Here is a 14,741-nt window from a genome sequence, read left to right as displayed (position 1 = left end):
TCGCGAAGTACCAGGTTTTCAAGAGCTTTTCGCCCACCGGTCCTGTTTGGTCTCCGCGTTGCGTCCCACGTTCCCGCTCAGCGAAGTTCTCGATCCGACTGCGGCGGAGCGGGCATCCTGACATGCCGCGCCCCGCGCTGACCGGACCGGTCTTCGCTGGGTCTTGGTGGCCGGAAGCTGGTGCGGTGATTCAGCTCGCCCGGCGAACCTCCGAGCTATCGGTGCTCCAGACAACGCTGTGGTTGAGCCAGTCTGTGGGTCCTCGGACGAATCTCGATACCCGATGCTCCCAGCATCAGGGTCGGATCGTCGGTCGGCTCTGAGAGGATGCCCGCGAACGTTGCCAAACACGGGAGAAGTGCGTGACGGACCAGACCCTGCGAATGATCGGTGAGCTCATGGGGTCGGTTCCCCCGGCAGGTTCATTTGCTGCGTGTCGGACGGCCTCGGCAGAGAACCTGGTGATCAATGTGGACGGGGTGGGGCCGATCCGGTTTCCCGTGACGCCGGTTCAGGCGCAGGAGCTGCGCGAGGTCGCGCGGCCGGCGCGGTACGGTCTGCGCGAGCAGACCCTGTTGGACGCGAATGTGCGTGACACATGGGAGGTTCCGCAGGACCGCGTAACCGTCGACGAGCGGCGCTGGCGCGAGACGTTGCAGCCGATGCTGAACATGCTGCGGGCCGAGCTGGGTTTGGCACCGGACTGTGAGTTGTCGGCGGAGCTGCATTCGATGCTGGTGTACGAGCCGGGACAGTTCTTTCAACGCCATCAGGATTCGGAGAAGGCCGACGGAATGATCGGCACGTTGGTGGTGACACTTCCTTCGAGGTTCACCGGCGGGGAGCTGGTGATCGAGCAACTTGGGAAGACGATCACCGACCAGGGTTCGCCGCAGGAGCTGTCCTTCGTCGCGTTCTATGGCGATTGCGCGCATGAGGTGCTGCCGGTTACGGATGGTTTCCGGATCACGCTGACCTACAACCTGGTGGCGCACGGGCGTACCGGACCGGACACCGCTGGGTTCGCCACGCATCCGTCGGTTGCGTTGTTGGCCGAGCAGTTACGCGCACATTTCACCACGCCGATGGAATCGTCGACCCGGCCTTCTCGAGGCGAGTCCAGATCGCGGCGGGTCTGGCGGCGCTGGGGGTGGGGCGCGGGGACACGGTGGCCTCCCCCGAGCAGATCGCGCACTTGTTCGCCAATGCCGGGTCGACGCGCTGATCAACTTGTCTACCTGCTGGATCATCAGTATTCCCAGCAGGGATTCGGGTGGGATCGGCTCAAGGGCGGCGATGCTGCCAGGACCGGGATGATGCTCGCCGCAGCCGAACTCGCGGGCTACGACGCGTCGCTGGCCCTCGCGGAGGTCGAGGACTCCTACGAGGAGGACGATTACACCTCGTACATGTTGATCCATCGTCAGCGTTGGGAGCGTATCGAGGACGGGTGGAAATGCGTCGAAAGCTCCGAGCCGGAGTTCGACGACGACGGGGATTTGACCGATCCTGTCCCCGAAGACCCCGCGAGCATTCCTGTACGGGCCAGCCTTCCCTTGACACCGGACTCGGACGAACTCGGCGAGCTGTTGTCGTCGACCATCACGTTGACGTGGCTGATCGACCAGTCAGGGGCGTCGGGTGAGCCCGCCGTGCTAGAGGTCGTCAAGGAAGGGGAGTTGTGTACGGGCGCGGCGAAGTCGACGCTCGAGCCGTTCGCGTCCGAAATCGAGGGTTACATGGGAAACGAAGGAAACACCGCCAACTTCTGGTACCGGCGCGCGGCGATCGTCATCCGGCCTCGTCAATAAAAGGCCCGGCGAGCACTCCCCGATCCGGCTGATTGAAGTGGCTGAGATCGACAGGCATCGACCATGCAACCGAGACACTGTAATGCCGCAAACCGCGCTGACCGAACCGGCCAGCGCAGGCGCTGGCGGCCGAAACCTGGTGCGGTGCGGACCGCCTGAGCCCGCACCGATCAGCGGATCTCGACGACCACTTTGCCGAGGGCACGCCCCGTACCCACGTGGGCCAGCGCAGCCGCGGTCTCGTCGAGAGGGAAACTGCGGTCGATGTGGATATCGATCCGGCCCGCGACACACGACTCCGCGAGGGGTGTGAAGTGCGCGGGGCCTTCCTTCACCGCGAGGACCCCGAGCCTGCGGCCGGTCACCGGCCCGGCGACCACGCCGACCGTCGTCATCCGCAGCAACGCGCTGGTGGTGCCGCCGACACAGCGGTACCGGCCGCCGCGTGCGACCGACCTGCGATAGGCGAAGACCGATCGGTGGGCGACGAGGTCGAGTACCCGGTCGTACGGTCCGGTTCGGGTGAAGTCCTCGGCGCGATAGTCGATGACCTCGTCGGCGCCGAGCGTGCGCATGAACGCCTGTTTGGCTGCGTTGTCCACCCCGGTCACATGCGCTCCCGCGCGCTTGGCCAACTGGATCGCGAACGCTCCTGAGCCCCCGCCCGCACCGTTGACCAACACCGACATACCGGCGGTGATATCGGCCGTGCCCTGCAGTGCGATCGCGCCCGCCTGCGGCAGGGTCGATGCCTCGGTGAAGCTCAGCGACGCCGGTTTGCGGGCCAGCGCTGATTCGGGAGCCACGGCGTATTCTGCGAAACCGCCCTTGAGCGTGAGATTGTCGCCGTAGACCTCGTCACCCGGCGCGAACAGAGTGACTTCGGAGCCGACGGCCTCGACCCGCCCGGCGATATCGGATCCGAGTACCGGGGTTCTCGGTGCCCGGAGCCCGCCGATGCGCGAATACAGCGGCGTCCCCCGCAGCGTCTCCCAATCGGAGAGGTTGATCGACGTCGCGTGCACCTGGACGAGCACCTGTTTCGGCCCGGGGGAAGGTACCGGGATTTCCGCGATCGACAGCATCTCGGGACCGCCGTAGCGGTCATACACAACGGCTCTCATGCGATTCCGGCATGGAGGAACGAACGGCAGTGCGGCACACGACGAAGCCTATTCGATGGACTGTCGCAGGATGGGACGAACAGTGCGTCGGCCTTCAGACCGACGCCCCAAAATCTGATCCTGCACAACAGCATCGAGAAGAATTCGACCGATGTTGGCACGCCGCGATGCCGCTGGGCGAGAGCCCGGGCGACGGCCCGACCGGCACGCGGCCGAGACCGGTTACTACGCGTGACATCCGCCTTTGCCGAATTGGGCATGTGCTTGCAGGCGATGGGTGTCGGCCGTTGCAGATGCCGATCACGGTTGGCAGGATGGCCCGGGTATGCCGCATCTATCCGATATCGCTCGTGACAGCCTCGACGGTCTGTCTGTAGGGGACGCACTCGGCGCCCAGTTCTTCGTGCCCGGCAGTTCGATTCCCGACCTTCTCGCCGGACGGCCACCCGTCGGACCGTGGCCCTGGACCGACGACACCGAGATGGCTTGCTCTGTGCACACCGAGATCCGCACCCGTGGCGGCATCGATCGCGACGCACTCGCGACCGCGTTCGCCGACCGCTGTGAGCCCTACCGTGGTTACGGCGCCGGCACAGTCGTTGTGCTGCATCAGATCCGTGACGGGCGTCCCTGGGGCGAAGCGGCCGCGGCCGCATTCGACGGACGTGGTTCCTGGGGCAACGGCGCGGCCATGCGCGTCGCCCCACTCGGAGCCCACTTCGCCGGCAACCCGGACCAGGCCGCCAACCAAGCGGCCTTCTCCGCCGAGATCACTCACCGGCATCCCGAGGCGATCCTCGGCGCCATGGCCGTGGCCGTCGCGGCCAGCCACGCCGCGGCCACTCGCGAAACGGGCTGCACGCCAGCGGAACTGCTCGCCGCGGTCGACCCGTACCTGATCGAAGGACACACCACCGCGGGTATTCGCCGAGCCCGGGAACTGCTGGGCCACACGGTCGCCGAGGCCGCCTACGAGCTCGGGAACGGTGCCCGCGTCAGCGCCCAGGACACCGTTCCTTTCACCCTCTGGGTTGCGGCCACCTACCTGCACGACTACCCCGCAGCCATCACCGCCTGCATCCAAGCGGGCGGTGACGCGGACACCACCGCCGCCATCGCCGGCGGCATCGTGGCCGCGCATACCGGCATCGGGAACCGGGCCGGCGTCAGAGGCGTACCGCACGAATGGCTTTCCGCCAGAGAGCCTCTCCCACCGTGGGCGATCCGCTGAACGGATTCCACCGGTTCGTAGCGATCAAATGATCCACCGGGCGGGAACGCACTCATCTGCCGCTGTTCGCACCGATTGAACCGGCGTCAATGACAACGCCGCATGCCCGACTTCGCTTCGGCCATGAGTTTGCCAGTAGATTGCTGCGGCACACGGCGGTATCGTGAATGCGAGCCTCCGCCGTTGGATTGGAGAGCACCGTGAGCGACGATCCGGCCCGCAAGAAATTCTCCGAGCTCAAGAAGCGCGCCGGACAGCGTCTGGTGACCGGACCACGGCGTTTCCTCATCCCCGACGCCGACCTCGACGAGTTCTGGGCCACGCTGGAGCCCGCGACGATCGACTTCATGATCGGTGAATGGGAGGGTGGCGAGTTCGACACCGGCCATCGCGAAAACGGAACACTGGCCCAGATCAACTGGTTCGGCAAGACCTTCCATTCGGCCACCGACGTGCAGCCTCTGATCTGCCTGGACGCCGACGGCAACAAGTACTCGAACACCGAGAACGGCGAAGGCAGCCTCTGGATGGAGGAGTTCCGCGGCGAGGTCACCGCGACGATGGTGTTCGACGGGCAGCCCGTTCACGACCATTTCAAGAAGATCGACGACGACGCCGTGATGGGCATCATGGACGGCAAGAACGCCCTCGACAGCGGCCGATACGCATATTTCTATCTCGAGCGGGTCTAGATGTGCCATCGCATGCGCTGACGTACCGATGACAGCCTTATGTGGTCCAGATGGCATCGAATCACGAGGTGGCCGCGGCCTGCTCGAACATGCCGGGATCGTGCGAGCACACCATCAGCAGGTCCGGACCACTCGATCGATAGAGGTCGGCCAGGCGCGCGTGATTGTCCTGGACCAGCTCGCGGTCATGGGCGAGCATGTTCTCCGCGGCGGCCAGCATCCCCGGCACCGGGGAGCGGCCATCCACGGTGCCCGAATGCAGGAAGGCGTCACCGCAGTGCATGACCCAGCGGTGTCCGGCATCGACCGCGATCGCGGTGTGGCCGCGGGTATGGCCGGGCATTGGGATCATCACAATGCCGGGGCTGATACCGGTCAACTCCTGAGCCGTGAACCCACGCCAGCTCTCCCCCTCCGGCCGGTACTCGACGATCGTCGGATCGTGCTCCCACAGCATCGAATTGAACCGGAGCCGATCCCCCTCGGTCGGCCGGCGCATGGCGAGTGCCTCGGCCGCGGTGAGATGCAGTGTGGCGTGCGGAAAATCGGCGAGCCCGCCGATATGGTCGGAATCGAGGTGGGTGGCGATCACGTGCCGGACGTCCTCGGGCTCGAACCCGAGCGCCCGGATCTGATGCACCGCGGTCTCACTGGGATCCAGCACGGGGCGGATCAACATGCGCTCCACCCCGACCCGCCCTACGGGATCGGCGATATCCAGCAGCCCGAAGCCGCTGTCCACGAGCACGAGTCCCTCGGCGGTCTCGATCAGCAGCACGTGGCAGACCAGCGTCGCATTGGGCGCGCACATGGTGCCGCAGTTCAGATGGTGAACCTTCATGAGATGAATTCTGGCTCGACTGGTGTCAGCGTGCACCGATCTGGACAGTGCAATCTCCAGAGTGCTACTCATGGATCAAGGTGCGTACGAGCCTGCACCGCAGAATATTTCGGGGGAAATTGATGTCAGCATTCGTTCGGGAAGGTGCCGGCGAACCGGTACTACTGCTGCACGGGTTCACCCTGTCACACCATGTATGGCGTGCCACGGTGACCGAGTTGTCGGCCGAGTACGACATTCTCGCGCCAACCCTGCCCGGCCACTGGGGCGGAACACCCCTGTCCAAACACGACACAGGCGTGCGTGGGATCGCCGATGGCATCGAGCGCCGGCTCGACGCATTCGGCTGGGAAACCTGCCATATCGTCGGGAACTCACTCGGGGGACATATCGCCTTCGAACTCGAACGCCGTGGGCGTGCACGCTCACTGGCCGCGATCAACTCCGGCATCGGAGCGAAGCGGTTCGACACCGCCGGGATCCGTGTCGGCCTCTTGTTCATCCTGCAATATCGACTCGTCCTCGCGACCCGCATGCTCGGGGACCGAGTGGCCACTGATCCTCGTTTTCAGAAACCGGTGCTGGCCAACAGCGCTCACGACCTGTCCAGGATCGACGCCGCTGACGCTGCCGACATGGTGCGCGCTATCGCGTGCTGCCCGACATACCTGTCCTCGATGCTGGCCTTCGCGCGTGACGGTCTTGTCGTCGACCTCGACCAGGTCCGTGTCCCAACCTCGATCATGGTCTCCGAGTTCGACGTCTACCCCAACCACGCACCGCACATTCGCCGGATCCTCGACCACCTCCCCAGCCACATCCGCGAGGTGGCACTGCCCGGCGTCGGACACATCCCGATGATCGAAGCACCCGCACAAATCGCGAATGCTCTGCGGCAGCACTTCAGCTTCGCCAAGGCCAACACGCCCCCGGGCTAGGACGCCGTTATGACAAGTGCTCACCTACCAGACCCAGAAGTCTGTGCAGTACGAAGACCAGTGGGGCCAGCAATATGCCCAGCATCAACGCGATTCCCAGCATGATGAGCGTCCACGTCCGCAGGCGGCGCCAGATCCCGGCCGCTGTCGAACAACGATGTTGCACAGTGAATCCCATTCATCCCCTTCCGTCGGGTACCGCCAGTGGCGGACCCGTCGATGCCGGTCGGGCTCCCATCGAACGCACTCTTCTGCCGCACACCGCGCTGACCGAACCGGCCGACGGTGGGCGCTGGCGGCCGGAGCCTGCTGCGGTGCAGAACGTCCGCTCATGTCGATGAGCGTGCGTTCATCTCCCACAGGAGCGCTGGCTAGTAGTCATAGGTGAAGTAGCCCGAGGTCCATTCGTCCGTGTCGACTTCGTATCTGTCGATGTGAAAGCAGTCGGGTTCGTCTCGGAAGCCCGGGAGGTTCTGTGCTTCGCGAATTCGTTCGTGTGCGCGGTGCTCGGTCGAGTAGACCCCCAAGAGCTTCACGTCGTCTCCCTCTTGCTCATCCCAGAGGAGGTCTCCATCGTCGTCGACGTGTCGAATCGGAGACCCGTCCGACGGGCGCGCGTGATGGATGTGCCGTAGCAGATAGACGTCCACGACGCCGGAGCCTATACCCGCACGTAGGCAGACGAGGATCCTCAGATCCCGTGGCGAAGTGGCTGCGAGCCAAAGACATCCGCTCATGCCTCAATGAGCGCGGTTAGAGACGGCCACGGCGGCCCGGGTGTGGGTCGGATCATGCGAGTGAGCAGATGATGGCGGTCAGTGCGGTGGAGAACTGGTCGTTGGTCTGTTCGGTGTTGACGCTGACGGTTGCGGCGTTTCCCTCGGGCGTGGCGATGGTCAGGGTGCTGAAGCCGGGAATGCCGCCGGAGTGGCCCCAGACTTCCTTCTGCTGTTGACCGCAAGGCACTTGGAATCGGATCAGGCCCAGGCCGTAGTTCATCTCGGTGCCGGGTGCCATGGGCATGGCGGTTTGCATTTGCGCGAGTTGTCTTGCGGGAAGCAGTTTTCCGGTTGTCAGTGCGGTGATGAACTGGTTCAGGTCGGCGCCGGTGGAGATCATCGCGCCGGCGGCGCCTGCCCATGCGGCTTCCATCGTGGTGGTGTCGATCCACTTGCCATCGACGTTGTGGTAGCCGAGTGGATGTGGATCGCGCAGGCCGGTCTCGCCTGCCACGGGGAAATAGGTGTCGTGCAGGGCCAGCGGTTTCAGGATGCGCGCGTCGATCTCGGCTGCGAGCTGTTGACCGGTCAGGCGTTCGATCATCATGCCCAGCAACACGTAGTTGGTGTTGGTGTACTGAAATTGCGCTCCTGGCTCGAACTGCGGTGGCATGGTCATCGCAATCCGCACCAGGTCGGCAGCGGCCAAGTCGCGGTAGGCCATGCCGTCGGAGGTCTGATCGAGTTGCTGAGGCAGTTTGTGGGCGACGTCCTCGGGGGCGAAGTCCGCAAGGCCACTGGTGTGCTGAAGCAGTTGGCGCACCGTGATCCGGTTGCCGTCGTTGCCGGCACCTTGCACCACGCCCGGCAGGTACCGTTCGATCGGGGTGTCGAGTTCGACCGCGCCCACCTCGGCGAGTTGCAGCACCACTGTTGCGACGAAAGTCTTGGTGACACTGCCGATTCGGAAATGTGCACGGTCGGCGTAGGGTGCGCCGGTGCCGAGGTCACCGGCACCTGCGGTGACGGTGCGCTGTCCATCCGGCCCACTGATGACCGCCTGCGCGCCAGGCATACCGGAACGGACGAGATTGTTGAGCGCCTCGGAGACCTGCGCCGAAGGCTCGGCGATGGCGTTCGGTTCCGCCGTGTGATTGCCGCAGCCGACCGTGGCCAGCAGTGTCACGGCGAGCAAAGATGCGAGCACTACCACCGGGGAGCGCCGGATTGCTTTTTCACGCACGTGTTCTCCTCAGCCACACGACCAAGATCGTTCGGATATGACCGATACGACGCTAGAGAACAGACCCACCCACGCCTATCCGGTAACACCCGGAATCACACCCCGAATTCGCCTGATCCACACCCCGGATTCGCGTTTGCCGAAGCGTGTCTCCCTCAACGCCTTTCGATGTTCTCCGGGCCAGCGCGTGAATGCGGTACGCACGCTATCGCCGCATACCGCGCTGACCGAACCAGCGAGTAACAGAACAGGTTCTGTTACTCGAGCGTCAAGGACGTGCTGCCGCCACCTCGGTCGCCACCTCAAGGAATTTCAGGTCGGTGACGGCTGGGACCAGGATGAACTCGTCACAGCCGGCCTGCTCCGCGCCGTCGAGGATGTCGGCGAGAACCTCGGGGCTCGACGCCCGCGCCGAGGTGGCGATCGCCTCGGCCAGCTGGGGTCCGAGGAAGCCGAGGTAGCGGGCGGTGAAGGAGCGCAGCGCCTCCGGTGCGTCGGGGACGCCCAGGGCGGTGAAGCAGCCGCTGACCTTGCGTGGGGTGGTGGTACGACCGGCCTCGGCCCAGCAGCGGTCGGCGAGTTCGGCCGCGTTGGCGATCTCCTCGGCGTTGCCCGAGACGCTGAAGCCGGAGACGCCGTCGGCCCATCGCGCCGCCCGGCGCATCGCCTTCGGGCCCATCGCGCCGGCGAGGATGATCGGTCCGCCCGGCTGCACGCATGCCGGGCCGACCGGGTCCGCGCCCTCGAACGGCGGCTCGCCGGCGAGTAGTGATCTCAGCTCGGCGACCTTGTCGTCGAGCTGCTGGTGCCGGCCCTTGAAGTCGGCGCCGAGAGCGCGGTAGTCGTGTTCACGACCGCCGACGCCGACGGCCACCTCGAGGCGGCCGTTCGCGAGCTGGTCGAGGGTGCCGATCTGTTGGGCGACCATCGCCGTCGGGTGCTGTGGAAGCACGAAGAGGTTCGCCAAGACCTGTACCCGCTCCGTCACCGCCGCGCAGGCGCCCAGCGTCGCGACCATCTCGGGGTTCGAGAACGTCACCCGCTCGCCCACCGAGACGCTCGAAAACGGGCCCGCGTCGATTCGGCGGGCCCAGTCGAGCGTCGTGCCCGGTCCGTAGCCGGGAGCCATCTGCGGAAGTGCGACACCGATCTTCATGTGGTGACCTTCTCAGACCACCCGGTCCGGTCAGACGATTTCGACGCGAGATGTGATGGCGATCAACTTGCGTCGGCGTCACCGAACCAGGTGCGGACGACCCTGATCTGTTCGGTAGATCGATGAATCCGCGATACGCACTGCTCTGTCCTCCCTGGATTTGCTGGTGATCGTTCCGATCGCGGCGGAGACCGAGCGTGCGCTGCCCCCACCGGAGCTGACCCGGCTCCGCCGGAGCGTGAATGATGCTCTGCTGGAACTGGTTTACGCCGACACCATGGAATTGCTCCACGGTGTGCCCATTCTCGAGCTGACCTGCCCGCTCGATCAGCGCGTCCACGCGGTGCTCGAGGCGCTGACAGGTCACCACGGGAATCCGCGGCAGTGATCGGGAATCAGCGAGTCGCGTCGGGAACCCACATGTACCCGGTGACCCCGGTGTTGACGCAGATGACCGGCTCCCCGGTGTTCACATCCCACGTCGGATGCATCAGCTCGCTGCGCGGACACCAGGTATTCACCACCGGCGTCGCCGTGGCGGACGCGAATCCTGCCGATCCGATGACCGCCGCCGCGATGACTCCGCCGATGACGGCTGTGCTCGCGAATGCCTTCATTGTGTTCTCCCCTCGTGGTCCGACAAGACCACTCTGCGAGGACCGCGTTAACGAAACCTTGGGGTTCGCTTGTCGACGGTTCGCACCATGCTCGACACCTGGACCGTCGCCGAGCGGGAGGCGCGGGGACTCGAGTTGAGCTGAGCCGATCCGAGGCGAGCACAGCCCAGACTGCGGAGGGAATTGTCTTGTTGGGCCGGGCATTTCGTGGCCTGTTGATTCTGCTGCTGGCGTTGGCCGCGGTTGACGTGGTGGCCCCCGCCGAACCGGTGCCGTCGCAACCGGAAGCCGTGGTCGCCGCCCTGCCCGAGCCGACCGGCGACGATGCGGTCGGCGTGGTGGATCTGCAGCGCGGCTACCTGCTCATGTTCTTCGACACGACCTTCGGCCGATACGACGACCTCGGCACAGCCCCGGCCACCCTGCTGCATCCGGAAATGATCCCGGTTCCCTAGGCGCACCGGCAGAGTGGACACGATCTCCGCTGAACCGATGAATTCCGCAGGGATACGTCGTCGACACCTCTGGATACACCGACAGCGGTGGGCCGGAGCAGAAGCAATCGATCCGGGCAGTGGTCCGGCCGAGCGAGCGGGAGGCGCAGTGAGCGATACGACGGTGTTGGTGGCGGGGGCGAGTATCGCGGGACCCGCGTTGGCTCATTGGTTGCATCGGCGGGGCGCGGCGGTGACGGTGGTGGAGCGGGCACCGGGGCTGCGACCGGGCGGGCAGGCGGTGGATGCGCGCGGGGTGGCCAAGGAGGTCATCCGGCGTATGGGGTTGGACGCGGAAGTGCGGGCGGCGCGCACCGAGACCGCGGGCGCGTACACCGTCGACGCGAACGGGACAGTGCTGGAGACCTTTCGCGCGGAGGACAACGACGGCGACGGGTACATCGCGGACATCGAGATCCTGCGCGGGGATCTGTCGCGGGTGCTCCACGACGACACCCGCGACGGTGTCGACTACATCTTCGGCGACCGCATCGCCGCGCTCACCCAGGATGCGAACGGGGTCGACGTGACCTTCGAGAGCGGCGACCGGCGGCGGTTCGACCTGGTGATCGGGGCGGACGGACTGCATTCGTCATTGCGGGAGATGGTCTTCGGGCCGCATGAACGCTTCGTCCGTCATCTCGGGCTGGCGCTGGCGTTCTACAGCGTCCCGAACGAATTCGAGCTGGATCGCTGGCTGATCGACTGCCAGGAGCCCGGGCGTTCCGCCGGTCTGCGACCCATCCAGGACGCCACCCGCGCGTTGGCCATATTCTCCTTCACCGCAGCCGATCTCGACGTCGACTACCGCGACATCGAGGCCCAGAAACGCCTGCTGCGCGAACGAATGTCCGGTATGGGCTGGCTGACCCCGCGCATCCTCGCGCACCTCGACGACACCCCGGACTTCTACCTCGACCAGGTCGCCCAGGTGATCATGGACCGCTGGTCGACCGGACGCGTCGGCCTGCTCGGCGACGCGGCGTTCAGCTCCTCGCCGATGTCCGGGCAGGGCACCGGCCTGGCGCTGGTCGGCGCCTACCTGCTGGCCGGCGAGCTGGCCGCCGCCGGATGGGATCCCGAGGCCGGGTTCACCGCCTATGAGGCCCGCATGCGTTCCTTCGTCGAGGCCAACCAGGAAATCGGGCGACTGCACGCGCACAGCCTCGCAACCCCCGCGCCCGACTCCGAGCCGACCGCCGAGCCCGAGTGGGACCTCGAGCTGATCGACCGCGCGATCAACGGCATCGAACTGCCCGACTACGCAGAGCTCCCGGACCTCAGGGCGCCTGCCGGAACGCCGACCACCTAGTCGGCCAATCGATTCCGATGCGCCGGGTCAGGGGGTCAGAGTTCGGACCAGGCGATCTCGGACCAGGGGGAGGTTCGGCCGGCGTGCAGGTGGAGGTGGAAGTCGGGGCCGTCGTGGGTGCGGTCTTCTTCGGAGTCGGTGAGTTGGGTGATGGTGCAGATGTAGTCGCCGTTGGGGAGGTCGATGCTGGAGCCGTAGATTTCCTTGTCGTCGGCTACGGAGGAGTCGGCGTACTGGGCGGCCATGGTGACGGTGTCGAGGTTGACGACGATCAGTTCGCCGCCGGTCACGGTGATGGGGCCGGTGGTTTGTCTGATGATCGGGAGTCGGGGGTCTACCGGGGAGTCGGAGAGGTCGATTCGCCATTGCTCCTCGCCACCGGTTCCCCAGAGGAGGATGGTCTGCTGGGGCAGCTCTGATTCGATGTGTTCGAACAGGCTCTCCAAGGTCCAGTCCTCGCCGACGAACGAGGTGTAGGCGTGGGGGTCGACGAGGCCGAGAAATCCTGAGTCATCGGTCATTTCGTCGATCTGATGGTGAAGCTGCGCCATTCCGTCGGTCCTCCCGGGTTGATCATCCGAACCATACAGGCGGGCGGGGGTGAGGTGGGCATCGGCCAGTGCCCGGGGTGATTACTGGCCGATCCGGTTACCTCACTGCCGCTGTCCGCGCGCCGAGCTCAATCAGCTTGCGGCAGTGGGGGTCTACGGGTGGGTGCCGCCGACCGTGGGGGTCGGGCCCGTTGGCCGGCGGCGCCCGGGTGCCTCATTCGGGGTGAGGCGGTGCGAGCGGGAGTTGGGGGTTCACTCGCAGGAGAAACGGTAGAGATCGGGTGGGAGGAAGGGAAACAGCTATTCGGGGGCAATTCATCAATGGCCGTTGTCAATTGCCGGCGTGCAGGGCGGCGGCGATCTTGCGGGTCATCTCGGCGACGACCGGCTGGCCGGGGCGGCTCGTGGCGGCGGCGGCTTCGGCGGCGATCAGGATCGTGGTGCGGAAGTTGGTCGCCTCGGCGGGGTTCTGGGCGTCGAGGAGGGTCGCGGCGGCGGTCAGGAGTCGCCGGATCGCTGCCTCGGCGGTGGAGTCTGGCGAGGCTGAATCCCACTGCCGAACGGTCAGAACGGGACCTGGGTGTCGAACGGGGCGGGGGTGGAGCCTCGGCCCGAGAGGGCTCGGCAGAATTCGATGGCGTCGAGTTCGAAGGCTTCGCCGTCGGGGTCCGGGGAGGTCCAGGTGCCGCCGGCGGGGCCGGTGAGGGTGAGGCGGTAGGGCTTGCCGTGGCGGGCGGCCCATTCGCGGACCACGTCGTCGATGATGCGGCCGTCGTGGTCGGCGGTGAGGGCGAGGGGGCGGCCGGTGGCGCGGCTGAGGTCGATGCGGTGCATCCATGGGTCGCGGGTGAGGACGACGTCGATGAGGTAGCCGAGGGTCCACTGTTCGCGCTCGCCGTTGACCAGTTCCGAGCCCGCCATGGCGCGGCGGCGCAGGAATCCGGGAGTGCGACGGCGGCCCTTGGCGGCCTTCGGGCCGATCCGGTAGAGGTCGGCCACCAGTTCGGCCGGTGTGCGCCTGCCGAATTCGCGGACCTGGAGGGCGGTGAGCGCGTCGACCATCTCGGCCTCACCTCCGGGCCGCTTCTCCGCGATGCGCATCTGGCGGCGGCTCTCGAAGGGTGAGGAGGCCATCGTGGCCATGCCCACCACGTGCGAGACGAGTTGGTGCACTGTCCATTCCGTGCATTCGGTGGGTCGTTCCCAGTCGCCGGGGGCGAGGGCGGCGACCGCGTCGGCGACGCGGGCGTATTCGTCGGCCGCCAGGCGCAGGGCGTCGGGGCGGGCGATTCGGGGCTGGAGCGGCGTCTCGATGGCGCCGTGCACTGTGGTCTGGTTGTCACGCATGGCTTCCCCTAATGCGGTTCGGGCCCTGATGTCTCGGAGTCCGGCGGCAGGCCCACGCCGTCGGCCCACATCTCCACGGCCCGATCCAGCAGGCGGCGACGGGTGTCGCCGCCGGGATCATTGGCCAGCTGCTGATCCACCAGGCCACCGATGATGGCGAAGAGGATCTCCACGTCGTCGCGGTCCGCGACCCCGGCCGAGCCGAGCAGGTCGATCGCCTGCTGGACGGTCCGCACCGAGGGCGCGAACGCCTCCTCGGACGGAACGAAGCCGGGGATCGTGCGCTGATTCATCAACTGGTAGCGGGCCAGGTCCGCCACCGAGAACTCGAAGAACGATCGCGCCATGGCCCGGACCCGGCCGCGCGGGGAGTCCGGCAGGTCCCGCAGCTCCCGCCCGGACACCTCCTCGTACTCCAGCCAGGCCGCACCGAACATGGCGTCATAGATGGCGTGCTTGGAGGCGAAATGCGTGTACAGCGAGGGCGCGCGCATCCCGACCCGATCGGCCACGGCCCGCAGCGTGAGCTGCGCCAGCCCCTGCTCGCGGGCCACGGACCACGCGACATCGAGAATCTCCCGCCGAGTCGCCTCACGACGTTCAGCTTTCCTATCGCGCGTAGTTTCTCCTAACACAGTTAGGAGTGTGAGCCGGGTCGCAGCAGA

General features: G+C 66.2%; 17 protein-coding genes. 8 read left to right on the top strand and 9 right to left on the bottom strand.

Annotated features, from left to right (window positions below; translation table 11 throughout):
• Positions 1-362 precede the first annotated feature (362 nt).
• On the top strand, positions 363-1,811 hold the full coding sequence (locus ACFV4K_RS02185; protein ID WP_379271363.1) for a 2OG-Fe(II) oxygenase: 1,449 nt from the start codon (positions 363-365) through the stop codon (positions 1,809-1,811).
• 170 nt (positions 1,812-1,981) lie between these two features.
• On the opposite strand, the gene ACFV4K_RS02180 is transcribed toward ACFV4K_RS02185, so the two are convergent.
• Positions 1,982-2,935 carry an NAD(P)-dependent alcohol dehydrogenase gene (locus ACFV4K_RS02180; RefSeq protein WP_379271361.1) on the bottom strand — a complete coding sequence of 318 codons (954 nt, stop codon included), beginning with the start codon at positions 2,933-2,935 and terminating at the stop codon, positions 1,982-1,984.
• A 325-nt stretch (positions 2,936-3,260) separates the two neighbouring features.
• On the opposite strand from ACFV4K_RS02180, the gene ACFV4K_RS02175 reads away from it, so the two are divergent.
• Positions 3,261-4,166: an ADP-ribosylglycohydrolase family protein gene (locus ACFV4K_RS02175; RefSeq protein ID WP_379271359.1), complete on the top strand. Its 906-nt coding sequence runs from the start codon at positions 3,261-3,263 to the stop codon at positions 4,164-4,166.
• 167 nt (positions 4,167-4,333) lie between these two features.
• Entirely contained in the window at positions 4,334-4,858 is a 525-nt protein-coding gene (locus ACFV4K_RS02170; protein ID WP_379271357.1) for a DUF4334 domain-containing protein, read from the top strand.
• 61 nt (positions 4,859-4,919) lie between these two features.
• On the opposite strand, the gene ACFV4K_RS02165 is transcribed toward ACFV4K_RS02170, so the two are convergent.
• The gene (locus ACFV4K_RS02165) at positions 4,920-5,699 is read right to left on the bottom strand and encodes an MBL fold metallo-hydrolase (RefSeq protein WP_379271356.1); all 780 of its coding nucleotides are present in this window, start codon (positions 5,697-5,699) and stop codon (positions 4,920-4,922) included.
• 80 nt (positions 5,700-5,779) lie between these two features.
• Between ACFV4K_RS02165 and ACFV4K_RS02160 the strand changes: the two genes are divergently transcribed.
• Positions 5,780-6,637, top strand: a complete 858-nt coding sequence (locus ACFV4K_RS02160) for an alpha/beta fold hydrolase (RefSeq protein WP_379271354.1) — start codon at positions 5,780-5,782, stop codon at positions 6,635-6,637.
• A 371-nt stretch (positions 6,638-7,008) separates the two neighbouring features.
• Here ACFV4K_RS02160 and ACFV4K_RS02155 read toward each other — a convergent pair whose 3' ends face one another.
• From ACFV4K_RS02155 to ACFV4K_RS02145, 3 genes are all read right to left on the bottom strand, one after another.
• A complete protein-coding gene (locus tag ACFV4K_RS02155) occupies positions 7,009-7,287 on the bottom strand; it encodes a hypothetical protein (RefSeq protein WP_379271353.1) in 279 nt (92 codons plus the stop codon).
• A 139-nt stretch (positions 7,288-7,426) separates the two neighbouring features.
• The gene (locus ACFV4K_RS02150; protein ID WP_379271351.1) at positions 7,427-8,599 is read right to left on the bottom strand and encodes a serine hydrolase domain-containing protein; all 1,173 of its coding nucleotides are present in this window, start codon (positions 8,597-8,599) and stop codon (positions 7,427-7,429) included.
• Positions 8,600-8,867: 268 nt separating this feature from the next.
• Complete coding sequence (locus ACFV4K_RS02145) at positions 8,868-9,755, bottom strand: LLM class flavin-dependent oxidoreductase (protein WP_379271349.1); 888 nt, start codon at positions 9,753-9,755, stop codon at positions 8,868-8,870.
• 166 nt (positions 9,756-9,921) lie between these two features.
• On the opposite strand from ACFV4K_RS02145, the gene ACFV4K_RS02140 reads away from it, so the two are divergent.
• Entirely contained in the window at positions 9,922-10,143 is a 222-nt protein-coding gene (locus ACFV4K_RS02140; RefSeq protein WP_379271348.1) for a hypothetical protein, read from the top strand.
• 7 nt (positions 10,144-10,150) lie between these two features.
• Here the strand turns inward: ACFV4K_RS02140 and ACFV4K_RS02135 are convergent, their stop codons facing one another.
• The gene (locus ACFV4K_RS02135) at positions 10,151-10,372 is read right to left on the bottom strand and encodes a hypothetical protein (protein ID WP_379271346.1); all 222 of its coding nucleotides are present in this window, start codon (positions 10,370-10,372) and stop codon (positions 10,151-10,153) included.
• A gap of 215 nt (positions 10,373-10,587) precedes the next feature.
• On the opposite strand from ACFV4K_RS02135, the gene ACFV4K_RS02130 reads away from it, so the two are divergent.
• Positions 10,588-10,827 (top strand): hypothetical protein, encoded by a 240-nt coding sequence (locus ACFV4K_RS02130; RefSeq protein WP_379271344.1) that lies wholly within the window; start codon positions 10,588-10,590, stop codon positions 10,825-10,827.
• Positions 10,828-10,975: 148 nt separating this feature from the next.
• Positions 10,976-12,178 carry an FAD-dependent monooxygenase gene (locus ACFV4K_RS02125; RefSeq protein WP_379271342.1) on the top strand — a complete coding sequence of 401 codons (1,203 nt, stop codon included), beginning with the start codon at positions 10,976-10,978 and terminating at the stop codon, positions 12,176-12,178.
• Positions 12,179-12,213: 35 nt separating this feature from the next.
• Here ACFV4K_RS02125 and ACFV4K_RS02120 read toward each other — a convergent pair whose 3' ends face one another.
• Entirely contained in the window at positions 12,214-12,699 is a 486-nt protein-coding gene (locus tag ACFV4K_RS02120; RefSeq protein WP_379271340.1) for a hypothetical protein, read from the bottom strand.
• A gap of 358 nt (positions 12,700-13,057) precedes the next feature.
• Between ACFV4K_RS02120 and ACFV4K_RS02115 the strand changes: the two genes are divergently transcribed.
• Positions 13,058-13,276 (top strand): hypothetical protein, encoded by a 219-nt coding sequence (locus ACFV4K_RS02115; RefSeq protein WP_379271338.1) that lies wholly within the window; start codon positions 13,058-13,060, stop codon positions 13,274-13,276.
• Between the two features lie 17 nt (positions 13,277-13,293).
• Here ACFV4K_RS02115 and ACFV4K_RS02110 read toward each other — a convergent pair whose 3' ends face one another.
• Both ACFV4K_RS02110 and ACFV4K_RS02105 read right to left on the bottom strand, forming a co-directional pair.
• A complete protein-coding gene (locus ACFV4K_RS02110; protein WP_379271336.1) occupies positions 13,294-14,076 on the bottom strand; it encodes a maleylpyruvate isomerase family mycothiol-dependent enzyme in 783 nt (260 codons plus the stop codon).
• Positions 14,077-14,084: 8 nt separating this feature from the next.
• The gene (locus tag ACFV4K_RS02105; protein WP_379271334.1) at positions 14,085-14,711 is read right to left on the bottom strand and encodes a TetR/AcrR family transcriptional regulator; all 627 of its coding nucleotides are present in this window, start codon (positions 14,709-14,711) and stop codon (positions 14,085-14,087) included.
• Positions 14,712-14,741: the final 30 nt, after the last annotated feature.

It is taken from the genome of Nocardia sp. NPDC059764 (assembly GCF_042732555.1).
In the GTDB taxonomy this organism is placed as follows: domain Bacteria; phylum Actinomycetota; class Actinomycetes; order Mycobacteriales; family Mycobacteriaceae; genus Nocardia.
The sequence above is the reverse complement of the archived record's forward strand: the minus strand, read 5'-3'. Positions and strand labels throughout refer to the sequence as shown.